The following is a 22,497-nucleotide window of genomic DNA, read 5'->3' as shown; positions in this document are numbered from 1 at the left end:
CCTTAGCACAATAAAATTTTAGGGAGATTACATTTATTATGAATGCTGTACTCGTCGCAGTAGCAGTTATGCTATTGCTTAGTTTGTTACGTGTCCAGGTCATTGTCGCCATCATTGTTGGAGCTTTAACAGGCGGAATTATCGGCGGACTCGGTATTTCAGAAACTATTAACACTTTTACAACTGGCCTTGGAAACAGTGCTCCAATCGCTTTAAGTTATGCAATGCTTGGCGGTTTCGCTATTTCCCTTTCCAAAACAGGACTTCCAGATGCCATGATTCAAACTGCACTAAAATGGATTGGCAATGAACAAGACACGAAAAAACAAGTTTATTCTAAAATACTTATTTTATTCATCATTTTAACGATGGCTTGTTTCTCACAAAATGTGATTCCTGTTCATATCGCTTTCATCCCCATCTTAATTCCGGCACTTTTAAAAGTATTAAATGAGCTGAAAGTGGATCGCAGACTTGTTACATGTATTATTACATTCGGATTGATTACTCCTTATATGTGGATTCCAGCAGGGTTCGGAAAAATTTATCATGACGTATTGCAAACAAATGCTGCGCAAAGTGGTCTTACATTTGATGTCGCACTTATTCCAAAAGCAATGACTATTCCAGCAATCGGTATGATTATTGGATTATGTGTAGCGGTATTCATTACGTACCGGAAACCTCGTACGTATGAAACAGAACAAGTTCATACTACCGCAAATGAAATCGTTCCCTATACAAAACGTAGCATTACTTTCGGATTGTTATCTATCATAGCCACATTAACTGTTCAATTAGCAACAGAATCAATGATTTTCGGTGCTTTAGCGGGGATTATCGTCTTATCAGTAAGTGGTAGTCTACCTCTTAAAGAAGCAGATGCGATATTAACAAGCGGAATGCGCATGATGTCCTTTATCGGTTTTGTTATGATCGCTGCCGCTGGATTTGGCGCTGTTCTTCGAAAAACAGGACATGTTGAATCTCTTGTGCAAACGAGTGCACATATAATTGGAAATAACAAACCACTCGCTGCATTTCTTATGCTTGTGATTGGACTTCTCGTTACGATGGGAATTGGTTCATCCTTTTCAACCATCCCTATTTTAACAACAATTTTTGTGCCTCTTTGCATGCAGCTTGGATTTAGTCCAATGGCCACAATTGCAATTATCGGTACAGCTGGAGCGCTAGGCGATGCGGGATCTCCAGCATCAGATAGTACACTTGGGCCAACATCCGGTTTAAATGCTGATGGTCAACACCATCATATATGGGATACATGTGTACCAACTTTTCTGCATTATAATATACCGTTACTTATATTCGGCTTTATTGCCGCAATTACATTATAAAAGGTGCGTTTTATACGCACCTTTTACTTTTTTATTTTTTCTTTTAATTGTTGTAAAGCTATTTTCCCATTTTCTTCGGCGCAACTTTCAATTTTCATGAGTGACGGGCCTATCCATTCACTGTCTATGCTCCCGTTCGGTCCAATAATTTTCAACTTATCCGGTATACGGATATTGAAATTTTTCGCTGCTTGAATTAACTCAAAAGTAACCTTTTCACTTGAAGTTACAATTCCATCTATATACGGGTAAGTTTGTAAGAATGTAATAAACTGTTTATTCGTATACCCTTGTACACATACTTCTCGATAAGAGATCCCTTCCTCCCAAACAGCGTCTAAAAATCCTGATATGCGCTCTTCCATTTCTTCACTATCTTCTCCCTCATCGAAATAAGCAAGAAATTGACAGCCTTTTTCTTTTAATAAAGAAACCGTTCTTTGTCCACTTTCATAATAATTTGCATGGGATTTTTTTTCATCAATCACAACAAACGGAAGTGGAATTTCTCCTATACTTTTAAAAACGGATCTTGTTAAAATAACACCTGCAACGTTATTTTCCTTCAACATATGTATGTATCTATTTTTATTCTCTATATTACAAACAATGATTTGATATCCTTCTTTATATGCTATTTCCTCAATACAATGTAGCAAAGTGATGTTTGATGAGTCATATAGATTATCTACAAGTAATGCAATTATCGTTGAATTCTCTTTAAATAATGGCTTTGCTGCATTATTTGGCCTATAACGTAATTCCTCAATTGCTTCCTTTACTTGTTCTACTGTGTCCTCATGAACGTATCCTTTTTCATTAATAACTCGTGAAACGGTTGCGACTGAAACACCTGCCAATTTTGCAACATCACGTATAGTTGCCACATCGTCACCCCTTAATATGGTAATAGATTACAATTTTACGGTAACCTAAATTACAATATTCGTCAAGGTTAATAACTTATATTTCTGAAAATTGTTACATCATTTTATTAAACGATACTCTAACTGTATTTCATGTAAAATTGGGATGTTATCATATCCGATACGCGGAATTTCTTTCTTTATTTTTCGTGCCTCTTCCACTGCATTCACATATAAATTAGTCATCACAAAATTACGTTTTTGGTAAAAACGTAACGCATTCATATTATCATTTGTTGTTATGAGCCAAACCCGCCCGCACCGTTCTTCTTCTTCTTCTGCAACTTGTAATACACAATCTACAAGTTTCGTCCCTATTCCTTTTCTTTCTTCAAAGCTATCTAACGATACAATTTCACACATATTTCCGGTCACTTCATACGTTATAATTCCGATTATTCTGTCATCCGAGAGCGCAACAAATCCTGGCAACTCTTCTAACTGATGCCCCTTACCACGTGAAACCATCAATGAACTCCCCCAGTTCTCACACATAAACATTCGGATTGTTTCTTTCATCGCTGGCGTAATTTTTTGTATATACACCATTTCCTATTTCTCCCCTTTTCTATCATTGTGATACAATGTAAGTGTATCACATGTAACGGTATTTGGAGGATGAGGTAAAGTATGAAACGTTTTTTTGCAGCATTGTTTACTATACTAGGTGCGATAACTGCCCTTGGGATTTTCTTTACAAATAAAGTGATGTACTTAAAGAAAAAAACAGAGGAAGAAGTACTCGAAAGAGAAACAAAAAAACATTTTCGTTTAGAGGATTTTGATGCTCTTCATAAAGAAGAAATTCATATTCCTTCGCAATTCGGATATGATCTTCACGGATATTACATTCCTGCTGGTCATTCCAATAAGTTTATGATTTTTTGTCACGGCGTAACTGTAAATAAAATGAACTCTGTAAAATATGCAAGGTTATTTTTAAACAGAGGGTATAATGTCGTTATTTATGATCATCGTCGTCATGGTAAAACTGGTGGAAAAACAACAAGCTATGGATACTATGAAAAACATGATTTAAAATCTGTAGTTGACTGGCTAAAAAGTCGCTTTGGAACAAATATAACACTCGGTATTCATGGTGAATCTATGGGAGCTGCAACACTTCTTCAATACGCAGGACTTGTAGAAGATGGTGCTGATTTCTATATTGCAGATTGTCCTTTTTCTGATTTCTACGGGCAATTACAACACCGTTTAAAGGTTGAATTCCATTTACCTAAATGGCCTTTATTACCTTTAGCAAATGCTTTTTTAAAAGTACGTGACGGTTATACGATTCGCGAAGTTTCACCAATCGATTGTATAAAAAATATTAATAATCCCGTCCTCTTTATTCATAGTAAAGATGATGATTATATTTTAGCTGATATGACGAAATCACTATATGAAGCAAAAGAAAACAATAAACAACTTTATATTGCAGAACGCGGTGCACACGCTTGCTCTTATAACGAAAATAAAGAAGAGTATGAAGCAGCCGTTGATCAATTTTTAAACTCATATGTAAAAAAAACAAAAAACAGGCTTGCATAAGCCTGTTTTTTTATTGCGCTAAAACGTCTGTAACTTGTTCCATATTTACAGAAATCCATTGCATTGCATCATCTAACGTTGGAAATTCTGTCGTTTGAAATGTTACTTCATCTTGAAGTAACCAAACATCCTTTGCCTCTTGCCCTACACCTGCAATGGACCAATGTAACAAACTATATGGATGATTATCATTCAAAAATGATGCCCACGTGCGCTCATTTGCAATGTTTCGTAATGTATGTAATTGTTTATCCATCTCTCGTCACCTTACTCTAGTCAGTTATAAAAAACATTATAACACTCTCTTCTCTCCCAAAGAAAGTGCTCATTTTACCCCGCATTAACGGGCAGTAAAACTCCCACCTCAAAACTCAACTAAAACAAGGAAGTTAGGTGGGAGATTAACTGCCCCTAAAAGCCCGATTGGTTCAACTAATAATTAGTGGGGGGATACCTCCCCCACTAATTAAAGTTTCACTTTATATTGTCAAGTACTTCTCTTAATTATATGATGAAATTAAGCGTTTGGGAAGGAGGGATAGCGTTGGCGAAAGTACAAATTAAAGTAAATGATAATGGCTCTTTTCGCGTTACAGGGGACGTGGAATTAGTCGATTCACAAGGGAATGTATTCCCAGCAAAACCGGCATTTTCTTTATGCCGTTGTGGTTTATCAAAAAATATGCCTTATTGCGATGCTTCGCATAAAGGGAAATTCGAGTCTGTCGTTAGAGCACCAGAGGCAGAATAATTTCACATGTGACATGCACATTTTTTTGTGCATGTTTTTTCTTTTCATTAACTCTCGTCCCCCTTTTCCTTACAACATTCCTCGTACTTTTGTCCTCATTCCAACTTACATATATTTTCACATAATTCTTCACATTCGAATATTTTTTTCTAGCCTTTTATTTTTTTTGTGCTATAATTTGAGCAAACAACATCCTTCGGGGTCGGGTGAAATTCCCAACCGGCGGTGATGAAGTGCAAACTTCTAAGTCCGTGACCCGTTTTCAACTCGAAAACGGTGGATCTAGTGAAACTCTAGGGCCGACAGTATAGTCTGGATGGGAGAAGGATATGTTTTCTAGTAATTTTATATAGCGAATACACTTTTATTTCAGTATGCATATTTTTAAAGTTTCGTTTTGAATCTTTATATATGTTTTATTTTGTATACTTATGTTTCTATACTGAAATAAAAAGATACGACTAGCGTTTGAAAAATTCGATATTTTTGCTAGGTTTTTTCCTTATGCAAAAATACCAATCATCGTTAGGTTTCTTTCCTGTACTTTCGTATTCGAACTATATTTCTAGAAATCACGTCTCCCAAACCCCAAGGATATAAAATCCTTGGGGTTTTTTGATTTTTTCAGGAGAGGTGAAGAGAATGACAGATCAAGAATATATGAGGATTGCCCTACAGTTAGCAGAAGGGACATCTGGACAAACAAGTCCAAATCCTATGGTTGGTGCTGTTGTTGTAAAAGAAGGAAACATCGTCGGTATTGGCGCTCATTTACGTGCTGGTGAAGAACACGCAGAAGTTCACGCGCTTCATATGGCTGGTGAAAAAGCAAAAGGAGCTACCGTTTATGTAACACTTGAACCGTGTAGCCATTTTGGAAAAACACCACCTTGCTGTGAATTGCTCATCAAAAAAGGAGTCAAACGGGTTGTAATTGCTACTCTTGATTGCAATCCTCTCGTTTCTGGTACTGGAAAAAGGAGATTAGAAGAAGCTGGCATCGAAGTAGCTACCGGTGTTCTTGAAACAGAAGCCACCTTATTAAATCGTTTCTTTTTTCACTACATGAAAACGAAGCGTCCATTTGTAACAATAAAAACAGCGATGAGCTTAGATGGAAAAACAGCAACTGTCACGGGTGAAAGTAAGTGGATTACAGGTGAAGAAGCACGAGCTGATGTTCACCAATATCGTCATACACATGATGCGATTCTCGTTGGAGTGAATACAGTTATAGCTGATAATCCGCATTTAACGACAAGAATTCCTAACGGGGGTAAACATCCTATACGCGTCATTTTAGATACCCATTTACGAACGCCACCATCTTCTCATGTCATAACAGATGGTTTAGCACCGACATGGATTTTTGTCGGTAAGGATGTAAATAAAGAGAAAATAGCTTCTTATGAATCTGAAAATATAGCTATATTCCAAATGAAAACAAAACATATAGAAATCAAGGACCTCCTTTTCTTTCTTGGAGAGAAGAAAATTCTTTCTCTATTCGTTGAAGGTGGTCAAACAGTTCACGCAAGCTTCTTACAAACAAAGCATTTCAATGAAATTATAACTTATATAAGCCCGATATTAATTGGTGGGAAGGATGCCCCTACTTTATTTGGTGGAAATGGTTTCGCAGCATTGCAAGATGCACTTTCCTTGGAAATTCAAGAGATGAAACAAATTGGTGATGATATAAAAATCGTTGCGAATGCCCGAAGTGAGGTGACGGAATGTTTACAGGAATTGTAGAAGAATTAGGAACGATTGCAAACATGCAACAAAGCGGAGAAGCGATGAAGTTAACGATCCATGCAAATAAAATTTTATCAGATGTTCACTTAGGTGATAGTATCGCGGTTAACGGTATTTGCTTAACTGTAACGAGTTTCACAACAGCTTCATTCACAGTGGATGCAATGCCTGAAACGATGCAATCAACATCACTTCGCATGCTTAAACAACACTCTAAAGTAAATTTAGAGCGGGCGATAGCTGCAAACGGACGATTCGGTGGGCATTTCGTTTCAGGACATATTGATGGCATCGGAACGATATTAAACAAAAAACAACACTATAATGCCGTCTATTACAAAATAGCTATTGCTGATGAATTGCTACGCTATTGTTTGCATAAAGGTTCCGTTGCTATTGATGGAACGAGTTTAACGATATTTGATATAGACGAATCTTCCATCACAATCTCACTCATCCCACACACAGTAAGTGAATCTGTTATCGGAGAAAAGAATGCCGGTGACATCGTAAATATTGAGTGTGACATGATCGGTAAATATATCGAACGCTTTATTTCTAAACCTGTAAAACGAACAGGTTCAATGAGCGAAAGCTTTTTACAAGAAAACGGATTTCTATAAGGGGGAAGCATTATGTTTCATCGTATTGAAGAAGCTCTAGAAGATTTAAAACAAGGAAAAGTCGTTATCGTATGCGATGATGAAAACCGTGAAAATGAAGGCGACTTTATCGCTTTAGCAGAGTATATTACGCCAGAAACGATTAACTTTATGATTACACATGGGCGTGGTCTCGTTTGTGTACCGATTACGGAAGAATACGCAGAACGTCTACAATTAGAACCAATGGTAGCTCATAATACAGATTCGCATCATACTGCATTTACAGTGAGTATTGATCATGTTTCTACAACAACAGGAATTAGCGCTCACGAACGGGCAACTACGATACAAGAATTATTAAACCCTGCATCAAAAGGTGCTGATTTCAATCGTCCTGGACATATCTTTCCATTAATTGCGAAAGAAGGCGGTGTCTTGCGCCGTGCTGGTCATACAGAAGCTGCCGTCGATTTAGCACAGCTTTGCGGAGCAGAACCAGCTGGAGTTATTTGCGAGATTATTAATGAGGACGGTACGATGGCACGCGTACCTGATTTACTACAGTGCGCAAAACAATTTGATATAAAAATGATTACAATAGAAGATTTAATTGCTTATCGCCGTCACCATGAAACACTAGTGACGAGAGAAGTGGAAATTACATTACCTACAGATTTCGGTACTTTCCATGCAATTGGCTATTCTAATTCATTAGATACGAAAGAACATATCGCACTCGTAAAAGGTGATATTTCAACAGGAGAGCCTGTACTTGTACGCGTTCATTCAGAGTGCTTAACAGGAGATGTATTTGGCTCGTGCCGCTGTGATTGCGGACCACAACTCCATGCTGCACTTGCTCAAATTGAGCGTGAAGGAAAAGGCGTTCTTCTCTATATGAGACAAGAAGGACGAGGCATTGGCCTTCTTAATAAGCTTCGCGCTTATAAGTTACAAGAAGAAGGATTCGATACTGTAGAAGCAAACGAAAAACTTGGGTTCCCAGCTGATTTGCGTGATTACGGTATTGGCGCTCAAATTTTAAAAGATTTAGGTTTACAACATTTACGATTATTAACGAATAATCCACGAAAAATTGCTGGCTTACAAGGTTACGATTTAGAAGTAATCGAGCGTGTACCATTGCAAATGCCAACAAAAGAAGAGAATAAAACGTATTTACAAACGAAAGTAAACAAATTAGGACATTTACTAAACTTATAATTAAGGGAGAGATTTATTATGGTATTCGAAGGTCATTTAGTTGGTACAGGATTAAAAGTTGGGGTTGTTGTTGGACGTTTTAATGAATTTATTACAAGTAAGTTACTCGGCGGAGCTTTAGATGGATTAAAGCGTCACGGTGTAGAAGAGACTGATATCGATGTTGCTTGGGTTCCTGGCGCATTCGAAATTCCTTTAATCGCTAAAAAGATGGCTAATAGCGGAAAGTATGATGCTGTAATTACGTTAGGTACTGTAATTCGTGGTGCTACAACACATTACGATTACGTTTGTAATGAAGTAGCAAAAGGAGTTGCATCTTTATCACTACAAACAGACATCCCAGTTATTTTCGGTGTATTAACGACTGAAACGATCGAGCAAGCGATTGAACGCGCGGGCACGAAAGCAGGTAATAAAGGCTATGAATCCGCCGTTGCTGCGATTGAAATGGCTCATTTATCAAAACAATGGGCATAAAAAATAAAAAAGAGGCCGTAGCCTCTTTTTTATTTTTTTACTTTTTTCCGTACATCTTTTATTAATTCATCCATTGTTTTTCCTTCTGTTTGTATACGAAGCGTTTGTGCTGTTCTCCATACATTCTCTCTTTTCTTCGCTTCTTCTATAATAGTAATTTCTTTTCGCACTTCCTTTAAATCTTTCCCTTCTGTTTTCAATCCAAAATGTTCAGCTTTCGTTCGAAAATGTTGTTCAATTCGTTGTTGCATTTCTTTTTGTTCAGGATTTTCGGTAGCCTTAACTGGATCAGCACTTATTGCTTTTAGTAAAATTAGACAAGTCATAATCGCTAATATATATTTGTGCATGTAAAATCCTCCAACCCAATATAAATTACATATTTACTATGTACAATTGGGGCTTGGAAAATTCGTCCACCAAAACTCTTTTTTCCGCTCAAAAACCAATAGTATCAAGCTTTCACAACTATTTATTACATTTTATTTACAAAAAAAGCAAACTCTTTTACAAGTTTGCTTTTTATCTATCTTATAATGCACATTCTTCAATCTCAAACCCTAAATCTTCAATCATACCCCAGTCTGCAGTCGGTTCTTGTCCAGCTGTCGTTAAGTAATCTCCAACAAAAATAGAGTTTGCTGCAAATAATCCAATTGGCTGTACAGAACGTAAATTGATTTCACGTCCCCCTGAAATGCGAATTTCTTTCGTTGGGTTTACAAAACGCATCATCGCCAGCACTTTTAAACATTCTATCGGCGTTAATTCTTTTTGTCCTTCAAGCGGCGTACCCTTTACAGCAACAAGAAAATTACATGGAATTGAATCTGCATCTATACGTTGTAATTCAAATGCAATTTCAGCACGTTCTTCTATTGTCTCTCCCATTCCAAAAATCGCCCCAGAGCATGGTGAAATGCCTGCTTGTTTCGCTTTTTGAACTGTATCAACACGATCGTCATACGTATGAGTGGAGCAAATACTTTCGTAATTATTTGCATGTGTATTTAAGTTGTGGTTATAACGATGTACACCCGCTTCTGCTAAACGTCCTGCTTGATCTTCGTTTAAGAAACCTAAACAACAACAAATCTTCAAATCTGTCGTTTCACGAATCTCCTTAACTGCTCCAATTACGTGATTCACCTCTTTATCCGTCGGGCGACGACCAGATGCTACAATACAATATGTACCCGCTTTACGTCGAATTGCTTCGTGTGCTCCTTCTACAATCTTTTCCTGCGTTAGCCATGCATATTTATCAATCGGCGCCTCTGAAATAATAGACTGTGAACAATATCCGCAATCTTCAGGACATAATCCAGATTTCGTATTAATAATCATATTCAATTTTACTTTCTTACCAAAGTGATGATGGCGAATGATGTAAGCTGCATTCATAATTTCTAACACTTCTGTATCATCAGCTTCTAATATTGCCATTGCATCCTCTTTCGTAATCATTTTCTCTTCTACTACGTCATGTGCAAGTTTTTTCCAATCCCTTTTTGTTTGTACTTGTTTCATTTCATCTCTTCCCCTCTTTTGTTATATGCATAAATAAAGCATGATACGTCGCCATTATCCCTTCATTTTCCGTGAAGTCTCTTTCGTATATGCGAAGCATCGCACGAAAGAGTGAGGGACTTTGACAATATGATTCTTCATTACTATTGGTCGCTCCTACTTTTCGAATAGAGTGTAGAAACTCCCTAACTTCTGTAAATCTCTCTATGTAACATGTTTCAGAAACATGCACATCCCCTGTTTCTATTTCACACATATGGCGCAACTGATTTTTCGAATAAAAAAGTTGCCCAATCGATGTTTCATTTTGTATATTTTTTTCTTCTTTCGCCCGCTGGAACGAAGCATGCAATTCTTGAAATGTTTCATGTCCAAACGTTGAAAAGAGTAATATCCCATCTATAGACAAATGATGAAATAAATTTCTTATCACTTGTTTTAAATCATTTAGCCATTGAAATGTGGCATTTGAAATAATGACATCATATGTTTCTTCTAGTCGTAATCTTTCGATATCCTCACAGTAAAACGTTACATTTTTCACATTTTGTCTAGTTTTCGCAACTGCAATCATACTTTCAGCAAAATCAATGGCTGTAATATGTGCTTTCGGAAATAAGTTTGACAATTGCTCTGTAACATATCCTGTTCCGCATCCAAGTTCTAAAATACGTATCGATGAATTTGCACTATATCGCCGATTCAATGTAGAAAGTAATGAATGTGCCATCTTTTTTTGTACATTTGCATATTGATCGTAGGATACAGATGCCGCGTTAAACCGTTTTTGAAGTAACGTTTTGTTGATCATGTCGTATCCCCTCTACAAATTGAATTATCTCATTTCCGCAATATTCGAAATTCGTTACACATAATGCGTGTCCAGCCTCACTTACTACCTTGAGCGTGGCAGTCTCATTCTCAGCCATACTACGCGCTGCAGACAATGGACAAATTACATCCTGCTCTCCGTGAATAAGTAGTATAGGGACTTTCATTTCTTTCAGTTCTTCTCTCATATCTGCTTCTATTAAATACTCCAAACCTAATTGCAAAGACTGAATAGAATCACCTTTAAAGCGTTTTATCATATCTTCAAACCTTTTATTCTCTTTCAGCTCATCTTTTGTAAACATATTTTCATAAAACCGCTTGAGCGTATCTTCTTTCTTTCTCACTAAATTCTTTTTTAGCCGTTCTACATGCAGAGTATTCCATCCACTCGTATAATCGTTCGTACTTGTAAATTTGGCAGTACCACCAATTAGTACGATACCTTTTGCCTTAACCTGTTTATGAGCTTGAACTGCTGCTAACGCTCCTAGTGACCATCCAACTAAAATTACATTTTCATCTTTTGCTACATCTATTATTCGCCCCGCAAATTCACTTTGTTCTTTCACATTACGCCAATTGATACATTGAACAGAATATTCTTTAAAATACGGCAGAACTAAAGTCCAAACACCTTCTTCCATTCCCCATCCAGGAATAAAAATAACCTTTAGCTCTTTCATACGAAAAACCCCTCTTCTTTATCAATGCGTATAATATGCTGAATAGCCCATTTCAAATCAGCTATTGTATGTTGGGACGTAACTGCAAAACGGACCCGTGAACTATTAACTGGAACCGTTGGTGGACGAATTGCAATTGCTGCAATACCTACCTCTTGCAACCTTCTACTAAACCGTAAAGCTGCTTCATTTGAACCGACTACAATCGGTACAATATGAGTTGAGCTATTCCCAATATCAAAACCAGCTTCTTGCAAATGTGTCCTAAAATATGCTCCATTCTCTATAAGTCTCTCTCTTCTTTCATTATCTTCTTTCACAATTTCAATTGCTTTTTGCACTGCTCCTAACGTTCCTGGTGGTAAAGCTGTTGTAAAAATAAAGCTTCTCATCATATTTTGTAAATACTCTATATACATTGCATCACCTGTCAAATACGCACCATAACACCCTAGAGCTTTGCTAAACGTCCCCATATGTATATCAATTTTTTGAGCAATATCTTTTTCTATATGAGACAACCCTGCTCCATCAATTCCATATATTCCACTCGCATGTGCTTCATCGACTATAATCATTGCTCCATATTTCTCTTTCATTTGCACTAAATCTCTTAAATATGCAGTATCACCATCCATACTAAAAACAGTATCTGTTACGATTAATTTTTTCTTTTTTGGCGGTGCTACTTGCAACAGCTTCTCTAAATGATCTAAATCATTATGACGATACCTTTTATGCTCTGCTCCGCTTAATATAATCCCATCAACGATGCTTGCGTGATTTAATTTGTCACTAAACACAATATCGTGACGACAGGCTAATGAAGAAATCACTCCAACATTTGCGGTATATCCACTATTTACAACTAAGGCTTTTTCAGTGCCTTTCCAATCGCATATACTTCTCTCAACCTCTTCATACAGTGAATAATTTCCTACAACGAGCCTTGATGCTGTCGCTCCAGTTCCATATTTTCTTGTGCATGCAATAGCAGCTTCTTTTAACCTCTCATCTCCAGCTAACCCTAAATAATTATTTGACGCTAAATTTAGCATCCTTTTTTCATCTCGAATAAGCCATGTCTCTTCTGCTTGTTCTGTTACATGCAAATTGCGATACTGCCCTTGCTTATTTAATTGTTGCAATTTAGATTGAAGATGTGTGCGCCACGTTTGATTCATTTCGGATGAACTCCTCTAATTTTGAAATCATTATATACTCTTTTGCAGATTCCAAGACTTCTTCTTTTGTAAACGCACCTTCAAAGAATGGTAATAAACCTAAAACCGGTACCCCACTTAGCTCTTCAATCATTTCTTTATTTGCTTGTACTCTTTCCATTTCACATTCTTTGCAGCCGGATAAAATTACACCTGCTACTGTTAAGCCATGTGCCTTTGCATAAGCAATCGTTAAAACTGTATGATTTACTGTTCCTAATGTAGGGCGTGCGACTATAATAAGAGGAAGCTGTAATTCCTTTGCGAAATCAATTACTAAAGCGTCTTCTGTATATGGAACAGCCAGTCCACCTGCTCCTTCTACAAATAGGCTATTAAACTCTTTCAATCGTTCATTATAATGATCCATAATGTCTTTTAAATGTACTACTCTTCCAGCTCTTTTCATGGCAAGTCTCGGAGCAAGAGGCTCTTCAATAGAATAAGGGCAAATTTCATCTTCTTTTGTCGGTACACCTGATAATGCTTTTAGCCTTGCTGCATCTCCCTCTGGATTTGATGCAACATGTCCACTTTGCAACGGTTTATATACCCCGATGTTATATCCCAATTCTCTAAATACACCTGCTAATGCACCGGCAACTACAGTTTTCCCCACTTCAGTATCCGTTGCTGTAACAAAAAAACCGCCCATTATTCTCCCTCCGTAACATCCGAGATTGCTTTATACAAAATACGTAACATATCATCAATCTCATCAATTGTAGAAGCAAGAGGAGGCATAAATACAATCGTATTACCGAGTGGTCGCAAAATCATGCCCAGCTCTCTTGAACGTTTACATACTTGAACACCGACTCTCTCTGTCCATTCAAACGCTTCTTTCGTTTCCTTATTCTTCACAAGTTCAATTCCAACCATTAACCCGCACTGACGAATATCCCCTACATGTTTATATGCAAAGAGCGATTCTAATTGCGTCGCCACATATTCTGTCTTACGTGCCACTTCTTCTATTAAATTTGTTTTCTCGTATAGCTCTAGATTCGCAATGGCTACCGCACACCCTAACGGATTCCCTGTATAACTATGACCGTGGAAAAACGTTTTTTGTTCTTCATAGTCTCCTAAAAAGGCATTATAAATTTCATCTGTCGTTACGGTGATTGCAACTGGTAAATATCCACCTGTTAAACCTTTTCCCGCTGTTAAAATGTCCGGCGTTACATTTTCATGTTCACATGCAAACATTTTCCCGGTACGCCCAAATCCAGTCGCTACCTCATCTGTAATAAATAGAACATTATATTTTGTACATAAATTACGGAGCCCTCTTAAGTATCCTTTTGGCATTGTAATCATACCGCCAGCACCTTGCATTAAAGGCTCTACAATAATCGCCGCAATTTCTTCATGCTTTTCTTTCAGCAGCTCTTCCATTTCTTCTAAATGTTTTTTCACAATTTCCTCCTTATTATTTCCATAAGGAGAACGATATGTATATGGATACGGCATTTTAATTGCCTCAAATAAAAGTGAACTATACACTTGGTGAAACAAGTCTATCGCTCCTACTGAAACAGCTCCAATTGTATCACCGTGATACGCTTCTTTTAATGTAACAAATCTTTGTTTCTTCGGTTTTCCTTTATGCTGCCAATATTGAAAGGCCATCTTAATTGCAATTTCAACGGCGCTAGAACCGGAGTCTGAATAGAATACTTTCTTCAAACCTTCTGGCACAACTTCAATTATTTTTTCTGCTAATAAAATAGATGGAACGTTAGCAAGTCCTAGCATAGTAGAATGGGCAATTTTATTTAATTGCTCACGAATTGCTTCATCTAATTCTGGTACTTGATGTCCGTGAACATTTAACCAAATAGATGAAACACCATCCCAATATTCATTTCCATTTACATCGTATAGCTTTCTTCCCTCTCCACGTTCAATAATGACAGGGTCTTCTTCTAAATAATCTTTCATTTGTGTAAACGGATGCCATACATAAGCTTTATTTTTCTCCGATAATTCTTCATATGTATAAGACGATTTTTCAGTCGTATTACTATTAACAGTCACAATTGTCACCCCTAATGTTAACTATTTTATAAATAAAGTTAACATTAAATTTAAATGACTGTCAATTATTTTTAAATCAAATAGTTCTTAAAAAAGAACAACTTATCATACGATAAGTTGTTCTACTTTCCGTGTTGTACCTTTCCGATTTCTAAAATAATCTCTTCATCTTTTTTTCCTTCTGTATCAATTCCAAGTTGTTTTGCATGTTCAATTAATAAATCATGGCGCTTCTCAAATCTTGCGGTATTTACTTCTTTCGTAACCTCTTCTTTTGTTTTTCCTTCAGTAGAAACTCCTAGTTTCTCAGCTGCTTTTTCCGTCGATTTCTTCACTTCTGACTGCTTTGTTCGACTTTGTTTTGACTGCTCTGATTCAGCTGCAAAAGCTGTGTAAATTCCAGCACTTCCGCCAATGACTAGTAAGGTGGTAAAAAGAATTATTTTTTTCTTCACTCTTTCCTCCCCTTTCAAATTCATTATAACGTACAAATTTAGAACATTAAAAACATTTAACCTTTATTTCCCTAAAAAAATATTGAACATTTTTATTGACATATAAGATGAAAATGTGATAAAAATTTAACTAACATCATATGAATCGGCATTGATAGGACTTAGTAGTATTTCGATTTCTGATTTCAGAGAGCTGGTGGTCGGTGCGAACCAGTACAGAGCGAATTATGAATTACCCCCTGGAGCTTCTTTTGCGAAACGTAAGGAGTAGCGAAAGACGGTTATAGACCGTTATATCTAAAGAGTGGTGAAACGAAACTGTTTCACAATTTAGGGTGGTACCGCGAATTTTTCGTCCCTGCATATATTGCAGGGGCGTTTTTATTTTATTAACGCATATCATACGACCCTTTATTTTGTGATACATTCATTTCACAAGCTAGGGTGGTACCGCGATTTCTTCGTCCCTGCATAATTATATGCAGGGACGTTTTTTTATCCAATCATTTCCGTATCATAATGAAGGACCAACAATTACCGATAATTTGTCACAAAATTCTAAATTTTAGAAGGAAATACACAATATTGGCGAATTTTATATAAAAAAGAGCTATTTTAAATTACTTAGGAGGGGAAAACAATGGTTTCAAAAATTGAATCTGTTCTTTTAACATTATTTATCTTTTTCTGTATTGGCTTTAGTGTTATTCAATTAGAAGTTTCACCACACATCCCAATTTTATTTGGTATCGTTCTTTTATTAGCATTTGGATTTATGAAAAAAATCTCTTGGTCTACGATGGAGAAAGGGATGATTAGTAGTATTTCAGCTGGTATTCCATCTATTTTTATTTTCTTGCTTGTAGGCGTATTAATTAGTGTTTGGATCGCCGCTGGAACAATTCCAACTTTAATGGTATACGGCTTCCAACTTGTATCTCCTAAAATTTTCATTCCAACTGTTTTTGTTGTTTGTGCAATTGTTGGAACGAGTATCGGTAGTGCCTTTACAACTGCCGCAACTGTAGGACTTGCCTTTATGGGCATGGGTAGTGCTCTCGGATATTATCCGGCTCTAATTGCTGGTGCAATTATTTCTGGTGCGTTCTTTGGAGATAAAATGTCTCCCTTATCTGATACAACTAACTTAGCTCCTGCTGTTACGGGTGTAGATTTATTTGAGCATATTCGTAACATGCTTTGGACAACAGTTCCAGCATTCATTATTGCTTTTATCGCATTTTTCATTTTAGGAGGCAGCACTAGTGGAGACGTTGACTTCACAAACTTTATTAGCACATTAGAGAAAAATACAACGATTTCTATCGTTACACTAATTCCAATTTTATTACTGTTCCTATTCGCATTTAAAAAAGTTCCAGCAGTTCCAACATTGCTTGCAGGAATTGTAGTAGGAATTATTATTCTCTTTATTTTCAAACCTAGCACTTCTTTAGCTGATTTAATGAAAATTATGCAAGACGGCTACGTTTCTAAAACTGGTATTAAAGACATTGATAGCTTACTATCTCGCGGTGGCCTGCAAAGTATGATGATGTCGATCGCGCTTATTTTCCTAGCTCTTTGTATGGGAGGATTATTACAAGGAATGGGTATTATCGCGCAGCTGATGAATATTATCTCTAGCTTCGTAAAAAATAGCACACGCTTAATTATTTCTACTGCTTCAACTGCAATTGGTGTAAACTTCTTACTTGGTGAGCAGTACTTATCCATCGTTTTAACAGGACAAGCATTTGCTAATAAATACGATGAAGTCGGTTTAGAACGTCGGAATTTATCACGAGTACTAGAAGATGCAGGTACAGTTATTAACCCGCTCGTACCATGGGGAGTAAGTGGTGTATTCTTATCGAACGTCCTTGGCGTTCCGACATTTGATTACCTTCCATTCGCAATTTTCTGTTTAGCTTGCCCAGTCTTAACAATTATTGTTGGTTTCACTGGATTTGGCCTTTCATGGAAGAAAGAAAAAGCTGTAACACTTTCATAATATATAAAAAGGATTACCTGAATCGGTAATCCTTTTTATATTTCTCCACTATCTATTTGCTTTCTTTCTTCTAAATAACAGAAGTAATCCCGCTCCAACAAACGCCAAGCCTGCTCCAATTGTAGAAGCAACACTTGTACCTGTTTTCGGTAAATCACGGTCTTCTTTATTTTCACTTACAGTTGTTGTTTCTTTTGAGTTTTGATTATCCGTTGTAGTTTGTCCAGATCCTGCATTATTTGCTTCATTTGTTGGTGGTGTCGTTGGATTTTCTCCATTACTACCTTCATCTGTTGGTGGTGTCGTTGGATTTCCTCCATTATTTCCTTCACCTGTTGGTGGTGTCGTTGGATTTCCTCCATTATTCCCTTCACCTGTTGGCGGTGTCGTTGGATTCTCTCCACCAGTTTCCTTATCATCATCGTTCTTCTTCGTTATATCAATTGCATATTTAGCAAATTCATTTTCAGATGGTCCAACATATGATATTTTCCCATCTTTCTTTATATACTTTTGTGCATTTAGTGAAGAATCGAATGTTGTATTTAATTTATCTGCAACAATCGGTTTAAACGTCCAATTTTTATCTGCTGCTGGATTAATAACTGGTGTTTCTTGCATATACTTCACAATGATTTGACGTGTTTCATCTTGTGATTGGTATACAACTTCTCCTTTACTTACACCTGGGAACGTTTGGCTACTTCCGCGATAGTTATTTGTAGCGACGATGAACTCTTGATTGTCAGCTACTGGCTTACCTTCATATGTCATATTTATAATACGATTCGTATTTGCATTTACAACTTTTCCATCTTTATCGTATTTCGCTGGTTGTGTTACATCAATTTCGTATTTTAAGCCATCTAAAATATCGAAGTTATATGTAGGATAGCCTATATTTACTAATGGTTGTTCTTCTGTTTTCTTTGGATCGATTTGATTAAACTGCCCTGCAGACATTTCAAGCCATTCTTTCACTTGTGCCCCATTTACTTTTACAGCATATAACGTATTTGGATATACATATAAATCTGCCACGTTTTTAATTGCTAACGTTCCAGCTGGAATATCCGTATAATATGTAGCACCGTTTCGGCCACCTGCTTTAAATGGTGCGCCTGCAGATAAAACTGGAATTCCTTTATATTTGCTATACTGTCCATTTTCAGCAAATAACTTTTCTACATACCATTTTTGTGCATTTGTTACAAGTTGTACAGAAGGATCATCTTGTACTAATGAGAAATAACTATTAATTGGCGCTGTCGTTTTTCCTACAGCTGTATTGACATAATCAATTGTCGCTTGATGATCATCTTTAATTTCATTAACTAATTGTTGATCGGATTGTACTAATGAATTCCCTTTACTATCAGCAATCGGACGAAGTTGCGGCTTCGATTGCTCTTTTTGTATTTCCCATTTTCCGTTTACCTTTTTCAATTGCATATCAATAATACCTAAGTTACTTCCAAAGACACCAGGCATTACAACTGGAACACCATTAAATACATCCTTCACTTCAGTATGTGAATGTCCCATTAATACTGCATCTACACCAGAAACTTCTGTTAAATAATACGACGCGTTTTCCATACCAACGTTGTATCCACTCTTATCAACGCCCGAATGCGCTAGTGCAACGATAACATCTGCACCTTCTGCTTTCATTTTTGGCACCATTTTCTTCGCTGTTTCAACTATATCTTTCGCTTTCACTTTTCCTTCTAAATTTGCTTTATCCCAATTCATAACTTGAGGTGGAACAAATCCCATTACGCCAATTTTCACTTTTTGTTTTTGTCCTGATTCATCTTCTACTTCTTTTTCAAAAACATGATATGGTTTAAAGTAATTTTGGTCGTTCTCTTCATTAGTATCTTTATCATCTTTATAGACGTTCGAGTTAATAACCGGGAACTCTGTTTTACTAATTACTTTGTTTAAATAGTCTAAACCGTAGTTAAATTCATGATTCCCAAGAGAGATGACGTCATACTTCATTAAATTCATTAAACGATATAATGGATGTGTATAACTAGGATCCACAGGCTTCTTCGGATCATTTATTTTATTTGCTACATAATCTCCAAGTGGTGTCCCTTGCAATGCATCCCCATCATCAAATAGGACAGAGTTCTTCGCTTCTTCACGTGCTTTATTAACAAGTGTTGCCGTTTGCACGAGACCTACTTTATTATCTGTTTTCGTTTGATAATAATCGTAATTCATTAAGTTAACGTGAATATCTGATGTTTCTAGAATTCGTAAGTTAACCGTACTCTCCCCAGTTTGCTCATCCGCATGAGCTGTTGTTGGCAATACTTGCGGCGCTATTACACCTATAGCAAGAGTTGCTCCAGCTAGCATTTTTTTTGACTTTTTCACAAAAAATCCCCCTTATACAATTACCAAAAATAATGAAATAAACCTCTATTTACCTCTAACCACATACCTTTTTTCTTCTATTAGAGACAAGATTTTCATTTCATCCTGCGCTAATGAGTAGTCCCCTTAAACGCCCGATTAGCGAAACTTTAATTAGTGGGAAATAAAGCCCTACTCATTAAAATTTCACCTTATCTGACATTATCATATATAATGTACTTTCATATCGTCAATATTTTTTGACATACTTCTACAAATTTTCTGTAAAGTTGTTGTAAACTTTTCATAAACATATAATATGCCCTTACATTGTTAATACTGCTGAATATGATACAATTACCAATTACAAGGAGGATGAATTTATGAAAAAAGTCATCTTAACAATTGTTTGTCTCCTCCTTCTAATCATTTCTTATTCTTATTTTGAAAAGAGCGATGAGACAAAACAAAATGAACCCGAAAAAAATACAGAAAAAACATCTACTCCAAGTTGGCTTGATAAGCAAACAAACGATTCCTTTTATCATCTCGTACTAGGTGATTCGCTCGCCAAAGGATATGGATCGACACACGGGGGATTTGCTGAATTAGCTTCTAGACAAATAGAAGCACAAATTCATAAACCAATTACCGTAGAAAACCTTGGGATAAACGGTCTTACAACAGATCGTCTCGCTAAAAAAGTGCAATCAGAAGATGTAAAGCAAAAAATTAAAGCTGCAAATATTATTACAATTAATATTGGAGGAAATAATTTATTCCGTTTAAATCGTGATGTCGGTGTTATAGATGGTATTAAAATGTTAAATAAAGAAAAAGCTCATTTTGAAGCGGATATAAAAAATATTGTAAAGACAGTTCGAGATCAAAATCCGAACGCTTTACTCATTCTCTCAGAACTCTATAATCCGTTACAACTCGATGACTCCATCGCCAGTTATGCAGATATGTTTTTAGATGGCTGGAATGAATCCGTTTATTCCATTTCAAAAGCAAATCAACCATCTATCGTTTTACCAATTCGTAAATTAATATCAAATGATAAAAAAGATTTACTCTTTGACCAAGTACACCCAAATGATGATGGCTACGCGATTATTGCCGATTCATTTACAAAAAAAGTGTTGGCCTACAAATATTAAAATTTCCATGAAACAATTCTATTTTTATAACATGTCTTTTTTGTTACAATGATAGTGGAAGGGGGCCTTTATATGGAATCACGCGAGTGGGAACGTATTGTTGATCATCTTCTTTCGCTAGTGCCTCTTTTTTATCGCAAATTTATGCTTCCTGGAGAATTTTCTTCTCAAAGACATATGCCGCCATCACATACACAAGTATTGCTGCTTCTGCATGAAAATGGCACATTAGCAGTTTCCGAAATCGGCAAGCGGCTAGCGATTTCACGGCCTAACATGACACCTCTATTAAACAAACTGATTCAAGAAGAACTAATAGAGCGTCATTATAGCGAAAAAGATCGACGGGTCATTTTAATTTCCCTAACAGTTGAAGGGAAATTGTTAGTAAATCAGTATCAACAATTCATTTTAGACAAATTAAAAGAAAATTTCCAAACATTATCTGAGGAAGAGCGCGAAAAGCTCATTCACTCTCTTCAAACCATTCAAAATTTAATTTTGAAAACAAACGCATAAAGCTGCTTCTACATAGAAGCAGCTTTATGATTCGTAATAATTACCATAGTACACATTTGAATATGGCCATGTCGTTAAATATGGTTTTTGTTCTTGCGTAGGCTGTTGTTGTGGTATTTGTGGTATTTGTGGTATTTGTTGTTGTCGATATAATTCGTATTGTCTACTCATATCATAAACCGGATAATAATTTACATATGGGTATACTTGCGGTACGTAATAATAATACATTCATTTTCTCCCCCTTTTTCTTAAACATATTCAAAGGAGAAAATGAATGTGACACTCTTTATATTTGTACGAGTGGTTCTCTCACTCGTTTCTTTCTGTTCTTCAAGCGGAGCTTACGGTTCTTTTCATATAAATAATGCACAACGAAATATGAAATTCCTCCAAACACAACTCCTAAAATCGTCATTCCAATTAATACATACACTTCACTCTGTAACAAGCTCTTTAACATTGTAAAAATATGACTCGAAAACAAGTCAGATATCGTAAATGGTTCATGATGTATTTTTTGCACATGAAATGGATATATCATTTTTCCTAACGCATAAGCAAATGGAAATAAAAATATCGGTAGAAACGATATTTTCCCAATAATATTGCCAATAACCGCAGCAGGAAAAGATCCCTTTGCTAATCGAACGATCGGATAAAATATTATATATACGAGCGATGCCGTATATATGACCAACATCTCTAAGCCAAAACCAATCGCAAAACCTAATGATACTTTCTTCGCTCCTTCTGGTGATCGAAGCAACTTATAATATTGAAACTTTAATATTCTCCACATCCGCTGGAAAAACGAATATGTTTTCTTAGTTGTTTTCACCCTCATCATCTCTTTAACTATATTTTATACCTAGTATGCCCTTACACACTCTGAAAAACAAATTTCATTTTCTCTTTCATTATAAATGATATCAAAATGGTTAACCAAATATACATACGACATTTCAATATAAAAAGCACACCCCAATTGTTATTCATGCTTAACA

24 protein-coding genes, 1 riboswitch and 1 other annotated feature are annotated in these 22,497 nt (G+C 36.3%); of the genes, 10 read left to right on the top strand and 14 right to left on the bottom strand.

Going from position 1 to position 22,497, the window contains the following annotated elements; translation table 11 throughout:
- Positions 1-38 precede the first annotated feature (38 nt).
- Positions 39-1,358 (top strand): Na+/H+ antiporter family protein, encoded by a 1,320-nt coding sequence (locus tag ACUN0F_RS12470; protein ID WP_000994830.1) that lies wholly within the window; start codon positions 39-41, stop codon positions 1,356-1,358.
- Positions 1,359-1,381: 23 nt separating this feature from the next.
- Here ACUN0F_RS12470 and ACUN0F_RS12465 read toward each other — a convergent pair whose 3' ends face one another.
- Both ACUN0F_RS12465 and ACUN0F_RS12460 read right to left on the bottom strand, forming a co-directional pair.
- Complete coding sequence (locus ACUN0F_RS12465) at positions 1,382-2,245, bottom strand: LacI family DNA-binding transcriptional regulator (protein WP_264460835.1); 864 nt, start codon at positions 2,243-2,245, stop codon at positions 1,382-1,384.
- A gap of 99 nt (positions 2,246-2,344) precedes the next feature.
- Positions 2,345-2,833, bottom strand: a complete 489-nt coding sequence (locus ACUN0F_RS12460) for a GNAT family N-acetyltransferase (protein WP_098628600.1) — start codon at positions 2,831-2,833, stop codon at positions 2,345-2,347.
- Between the two features lie 81 nt (positions 2,834-2,914).
- Here ACUN0F_RS12460 and ACUN0F_RS12455 point away from each other — a divergent pair, with 81 nt between their 5' ends.
- Positions 2,915-3,838, top strand: coding sequence for an alpha/beta hydrolase (locus tag ACUN0F_RS12455; protein WP_264460834.1), 924 nt, complete (start codon positions 2,915-2,917; stop codon positions 3,836-3,838).
- A 10-nt stretch (positions 3,839-3,848) separates the two neighbouring features.
- Here the strand turns inward: ACUN0F_RS12455 and ACUN0F_RS12450 are convergent, their stop codons facing one another.
- Positions 3,849-4,094 carry a DUF2552 family protein gene (locus tag ACUN0F_RS12450; RefSeq protein ID WP_000360794.1) on the bottom strand — a complete coding sequence of 82 codons (246 nt, stop codon included), beginning with the start codon at positions 4,092-4,094 and terminating at the stop codon, positions 3,849-3,851.
- 288 nt (positions 4,095-4,382) lie between these two features.
- Between ACUN0F_RS12450 and ACUN0F_RS12445 the strand changes: the two genes are divergently transcribed.
- From ACUN0F_RS12445 to ribH, 5 genes are all read left to right on the top strand, one after another.
- Positions 4,383-4,589, top strand: coding sequence for a CDGSH iron-sulfur domain-containing protein (locus ACUN0F_RS12445; protein ID WP_001151582.1), 207 nt, complete (start codon positions 4,383-4,385; stop codon positions 4,587-4,589).
- Positions 4,590-4,777: 188 nt separating this feature from the next.
- Positions 4,778-4,921: riboswitch (FMN riboswitch) on the top strand.
- 310 nt (positions 4,922-5,231) lie between these two features.
- Positions 5,232-6,344 (top strand): bifunctional diaminohydroxyphosphoribosylaminopyrimidine deaminase/5-amino-6-(5-phosphoribosylamino)uracil reductase RibD, encoded by a 1,113-nt coding sequence (ribD, locus tag ACUN0F_RS12440; RefSeq protein ID WP_264460833.1) that lies wholly within the window; start codon positions 5,232-5,234, stop codon positions 6,342-6,344.
- Positions 6,326-6,970: a riboflavin synthase gene (gene ribE / locus ACUN0F_RS12435; RefSeq protein WP_046956395.1), complete on the top strand. Its 645-nt coding sequence runs from the start codon at positions 6,326-6,328 to the stop codon at positions 6,968-6,970. The genes ribD and ribE overlap by 19 nt, the downstream gene beginning before the upstream one ends.
- A gap of 12 nt (positions 6,971-6,982) precedes the next feature.
- The gene (gene ribBA / locus ACUN0F_RS12430) at positions 6,983-8,176 is read left to right on the top strand and encodes a bifunctional 3,4-dihydroxy-2-butanone 4-phosphate synthase/GTP cyclohydrolase II (protein WP_046956394.1); all 1,194 of its coding nucleotides are present in this window, start codon (positions 6,983-6,985) and stop codon (positions 8,174-8,176) included.
- A gap of 18 nt (positions 8,177-8,194) precedes the next feature.
- The gene (gene ribH, locus ACUN0F_RS12425) at positions 8,195-8,656 is read left to right on the top strand and encodes a 6,7-dimethyl-8-ribityllumazine synthase (RefSeq protein ID WP_000230900.1); all 462 of its coding nucleotides are present in this window, start codon (positions 8,195-8,197) and stop codon (positions 8,654-8,656) included.
- Between the two features lie 29 nt (positions 8,657-8,685).
- On the opposite strand, the gene ACUN0F_RS12420 is transcribed toward ribH, so the two are convergent.
- The 8 genes from ACUN0F_RS12420 to ACUN0F_RS12385 all read right to left on the bottom strand — a co-directional run bounded on the left by ACUN0F_RS12420 (position 8,686) and on the right by ACUN0F_RS12385 (position 15,424).
- On the bottom strand, positions 8,686-9,006 hold the full coding sequence (locus tag ACUN0F_RS12420) for a hypothetical protein (protein ID WP_000549786.1): 321 nt from the start codon (positions 9,004-9,006) through the stop codon (positions 8,686-8,688).
- A 181-nt stretch (positions 9,007-9,187) separates the two neighbouring features.
- Complete coding sequence (gene bioB / locus ACUN0F_RS12415; RefSeq protein ID WP_264460832.1) at positions 9,188-10,186, bottom strand: biotin synthase; 999 nt, start codon at positions 10,184-10,186, stop codon at positions 9,188-9,190.
- Position 10,187: 1 nt separating this feature from the next.
- Entirely contained in the window at positions 10,188-10,997 is an 810-nt protein-coding gene (bioC, locus tag ACUN0F_RS12410) for a malonyl-ACP O-methyltransferase BioC (RefSeq protein ID WP_087985142.1), read from the bottom strand.
- On the bottom strand, positions 10,963-11,703 hold the full coding sequence (locus tag ACUN0F_RS12405) for an alpha/beta fold hydrolase (RefSeq protein ID WP_445539538.1): 741 nt from the start codon (positions 11,701-11,703) through the stop codon (positions 10,963-10,965). The genes bioC and ACUN0F_RS12405 overlap by 35 nt, the downstream gene beginning before the upstream one ends.
- Complete coding sequence (bioF, locus tag ACUN0F_RS12400; protein ID WP_046956391.1) at positions 11,700-12,887, bottom strand: 8-amino-7-oxononanoate synthase; 1,188 nt, start codon at positions 12,885-12,887, stop codon at positions 11,700-11,702. Before bioF ends, ACUN0F_RS12405 begins: the two co-directional genes overlap by 4 nt.
- Positions 12,853-13,581 (bottom strand): ATP-dependent dethiobiotin synthetase BioD, encoded by a 729-nt coding sequence (gene bioD / locus ACUN0F_RS12395; RefSeq protein WP_060488335.1) that lies wholly within the window; start codon positions 13,579-13,581, stop codon positions 12,853-12,855. Before bioD ends, bioF begins: the two co-directional genes overlap by 35 nt.
- Positions 13,581-14,969 carry an adenosylmethionine--8-amino-7-oxononanoate transaminase gene (bioA, locus tag ACUN0F_RS12390; RefSeq protein WP_046956389.1) on the bottom strand — a complete coding sequence of 463 codons (1,389 nt, stop codon included), beginning with the start codon at positions 14,967-14,969 and terminating at the stop codon, positions 13,581-13,583. The genes bioD and bioA overlap by 1 nt, the downstream gene beginning before the upstream one ends.
- Before the next feature lie 122 nt (positions 14,970-15,091).
- On the bottom strand, positions 15,092-15,424 hold the full coding sequence (locus ACUN0F_RS12385) for a hypothetical protein (protein ID WP_264460830.1): 333 nt from the start codon (positions 15,422-15,424) through the stop codon (positions 15,092-15,094).
- A gap of 142 nt (positions 15,425-15,566) precedes the next feature.
- Positions 15,567-15,787, top strand: a binding site (T-box leader).
- Between the two features lie 277 nt (positions 15,788-16,064).
- Between ACUN0F_RS12385 and nhaC the strand changes: the two genes are divergently transcribed.
- A complete protein-coding gene (gene nhaC / locus ACUN0F_RS12380) occupies positions 16,065-17,438 on the top strand; it encodes a Na+/H+ antiporter NhaC (RefSeq protein WP_445539537.1) in 1,374 nt (457 codons plus the stop codon).
- A 48-nt stretch (positions 17,439-17,486) separates the two neighbouring features.
- Here the strand turns inward: nhaC and cpdB are convergent, their stop codons facing one another.
- Positions 17,487-19,829, bottom strand: a complete 2,343-nt coding sequence (gene cpdB, locus ACUN0F_RS12375; protein ID WP_445539536.1) for a bifunctional 2',3'-cyclic-nucleotide 2'-phosphodiesterase/3'-nucleotidase — start codon at positions 19,827-19,829, stop codon at positions 17,487-17,489.
- A 362-nt stretch (positions 19,830-20,191) separates the two neighbouring features.
- On the opposite strand from cpdB, the gene ACUN0F_RS12370 reads away from it, so the two are divergent.
- Positions 20,192-20,971 carry a GDSL-type esterase/lipase family protein gene (locus ACUN0F_RS12370; RefSeq protein ID WP_000755857.1) on the top strand — a complete coding sequence of 260 codons (780 nt, stop codon included), beginning with the start codon at positions 20,192-20,194 and terminating at the stop codon, positions 20,969-20,971.
- Between the two features lie 72 nt (positions 20,972-21,043).
- Entirely contained in the window at positions 21,044-21,490 is a 447-nt protein-coding gene (locus tag ACUN0F_RS12365; protein ID WP_000445824.1) for a MarR family winged helix-turn-helix transcriptional regulator, read from the top strand.
- Positions 21,491-21,514: 24 nt separating this feature from the next.
- On the opposite strand, the gene ACUN0F_RS12360 is transcribed toward ACUN0F_RS12365, so the two are convergent.
- Both ACUN0F_RS12360 and ACUN0F_RS12355 read right to left on the bottom strand, forming a co-directional pair.
- Positions 21,515-21,721, bottom strand: coding sequence for a hypothetical protein (locus tag ACUN0F_RS12360; RefSeq protein WP_445539535.1), 207 nt, complete (start codon positions 21,719-21,721; stop codon positions 21,515-21,517).
- Between the two features lie 58 nt (positions 21,722-21,779).
- Entirely contained in the window at positions 21,780-22,340 is a 561-nt protein-coding gene (locus ACUN0F_RS12355) for a DUF2062 domain-containing protein (RefSeq protein ID WP_002008481.1), read from the bottom strand.
- Between the last annotated feature and the right edge of the window lie 157 nt (positions 22,341-22,497).

It is taken from the genome of Bacillus sp. 1A (assembly GCF_052682215.1).
The sequence above is the reverse complement of the archived record's forward strand: the minus strand, read 5'-3'. Positions and strand labels throughout refer to the sequence as shown.